The sequence below is a fragment of the Chrysiogenia bacterium genome, assembly GCA_020434085.1.
In the GTDB taxonomy this organism is placed as follows: Bacteria; JAGRBM01; JAGRBM01; order JAGRBM01; family JAGRBM01; genus JAGRBM01.
In genome coordinates this window covers 1-2418 of sequence record JAGRBM010000427.1, presented here as the reverse complement: position 1 = coordinate 2418, position 2418 = coordinate 1, and the positions used below count along the sequence as shown (strand labels likewise).

Genomic DNA, 2418 nt, shown 5'->3' with positions numbered 1-2418 from the left:
GCTTGTCGGCGCTGGCGCCGCGGATGTCCGCGGCGCTTTTCTTCGGCGCGGGCTTGCGGCGCTTCTTGAGATCCTTGAGTGCGGCTTCGACTTCCTCGCGGGACATGGGGCGCTTGGGTTTGCTGCGCCCGTCGCCCGGGCGCGAGTCGAGTTCTTCTTCCACCATCACGATGATGTGCCGGTGGGAAGAGCAATCGATGAGCACTTCGCGCAGCTCGTAGGCGGTCATCTCGGCGATGATCCGCGCGCGGTGGCCGTGCGGGGTGGCCGGGTTCTTGGCCAGCGCGCGGCGCAGGTGCTGGCGCTTTCCCCACTCGGGGTGCGCGGCGATGAGCGCCAGCGAACCCTCGTGCCGCATCCCCGCGCCGACGCCGCGCACGAGCATGTGTTCGGTCATCGACTTGTTGGGAAGCAGTGACTCCATGAGCTTGGGCGGCGGGTTGTCCAGCAGCAGGGCCTCGAGAACGCCGGGGCCCGCGCGGCGCGCCAGGTTCATCTTCGTTCCAAGCGGGAGCATGGGCACGCGCTCTGCCACGGCGCGGTCGATGTAGATACGCCGGTCGGCACCGACGAAGGGATCGCTCGCAATCTGCACCAGTTCCATCGGAAGGAAGCGCGGCAGCAGGGCGTTCCACACGTAGCGCGGCACCTTGGGGTTCTTGGCCAGGGCGAGGCGCACCGATTTCTTGGCCATCCAGTCCTTGTTGCCGGCGATCTTGGGAAAAATTCTCTGGGGAAGGTCGCGGCGCTGCAGGAAGCGGATGATCTGCAGCTCGCGCAGGTGGGGATTCTCCAGCAGCGCAAACAGGACTTCCTCATTGCGGTGGTGGAGGATGGGGCCCACTTCATCGCCCTGGGCCGTGCGGGCCCGCCGCACCAGCTCATCGATGCTGGGCCCGGCTTCCTGGTTTCGATCCGCCATTGCTCGATTCGCTCGCTTCTCCACTATATAGTCGGATACGCGCCGGGAAGCAGGCGGGCCTGCCCGCCACGAGCGGCGGCAACACAGAGGAAGATCTGCATCGTGCACGTGCTCGTGCACGTGCAAGTGCGCGCTGAGATGGCCGAAACGGCTCATGCGGCGGCACCGGCGCCGGGCGGGTTCAGCGCCCCGGAGTGTCCCCACGATGAAAGAACGGGTCGTCTACGGAAAACACGCGGTGCTCGAAGCCATCGAGGCCGGGCAGCGCATTCGCCGCCTCTACGTGGCCACGCGCAGCAATGCCGCGCGCGACCCCCGGCTGGCCAAGGCGCTGGCCACCCAGAACGTGAAGGTGAGCGAGTCCCCGCGCGAGGCGCTCGACCGCCTGGCCGAGGGCGGGCGCCATCAGGGCATTGTCGCCGTGCTGAGCGGGGGCTTTGGCTACTGGAAGCTGCCCGACCTGCTGGAGAAATCGCTTGCGGCCGAGAAGAACCCGATCCTTGTCGCCTGCGACCAGATCACCGACCCCCACAACCTGGGGGCCATCATCCGCAGTACAGAGGCCTTCGGCGGGCGCGGCATCATCATTCCCGAGCGCCGGAGCGCCGGCATCACGCCCGTGGTGGAGAAGGCCAGCGCCGGGGCGAGCGCCCACCTTCCGGTGGCGCAGGTGGTGAATCTCTCGGACTCCTTCGAGAAGGCCAAAGAGGCGGGCTTCTGGATCGTCGGCGCCGACGCCGGCGACGGGGACCCGCTCTACAAGTTCGACTTTGCGCGCCCGCTCATTCTTGTCATCGGCGCCGAGGGCAAGGGCATGCGCAGCCGCGTGCGCGGCACCTGCGACGCGCTCGTGAACATCCCGCTCCCCGGCAAGGTCGCCTCCCTCAACGCCTCGGTCGCCTCGGGGATCCTGCTCTACGAAGTGATCCGGCAGCGGCTGGGGAAGTAATCGACAACTGATCCTGCTCCCCCGCCGCCGGGGGAGCTGTCCGGCAAAGCCGGGCTGAGGGGGTGCCGCAAGTTGCCGCCAGGCTCCCCCCCCTTCTGCCCTCCGGGCATCTCCCCCCGGCAGCGGGGGGAGAGGGCGCGGGGCCGCCCTCCGGGCGGTTTCGCTGTTCGCCCGCCCGCTTCTTTCGTGGTAGCCTTTTCTTTCCAAATGAAAGGCAGCCTGGGGGTTCAGTGGCGCTGAGTTGGAGGAGAATCGCGGCGGGCGGCGTGCGTCCGTTGTTGTGCGTGATGCTTGCGTGCTCGCTGCTGGCCGGCTGCGGCGCGCGCAGCGATTCGCCAAGCGGCAACTACGACCCCTTCGAGAATGCCGCGGCGATGAGCACTTCCGACATCGCCTTCCTCATCGACAATGCCGATCCCTCGATCCGCGCCCGCGCCGCGTATTTCCTCGGCGAGCGCGAGGCCGATGCCGCGCAGGTGGTGCCGCTTCTCATGGTGGCGCTACGCGACAAGAACGTGGAGGTCCGCCGCGCCGCGGCCGCTTCGCT

The 2418-nt window shown here is 68.1% G+C and carries 3 protein-coding genes; 2 read left to right on the top strand and 1 reads right to left on the bottom strand.

The window, feature by feature from the left end; translation table 11 throughout:
• On the bottom strand, positions 1 to 922 hold a 922-nt coding region (locus KDH09_14690), incomplete at its 3' end, for a hypothetical protein (GenBank protein ID MCB0220943.1).
• A 205-nt stretch (positions 923 to 1127) separates the two neighbouring features.
• Between KDH09_14690 and rlmB the strand changes: the two genes are divergently transcribed.
• Positions 1128 to 1871, top strand: coding sequence for a 23S rRNA (guanosine(2251)-2'-O)-methyltransferase RlmB (rlmB, locus tag KDH09_14685; protein MCB0220942.1), 744 nt, complete (start codon positions 1128 to 1130; stop codon positions 1869 to 1871).
• Positions 1872 to 2137: 266 nt separating this feature from the next.
• A partial coding sequence (locus KDH09_14680; GenBank protein MCB0220941.1) for a HEAT repeat domain-containing protein occupies positions 2138 to 2418 on the top strand: 281 nt, incomplete at its 3' end.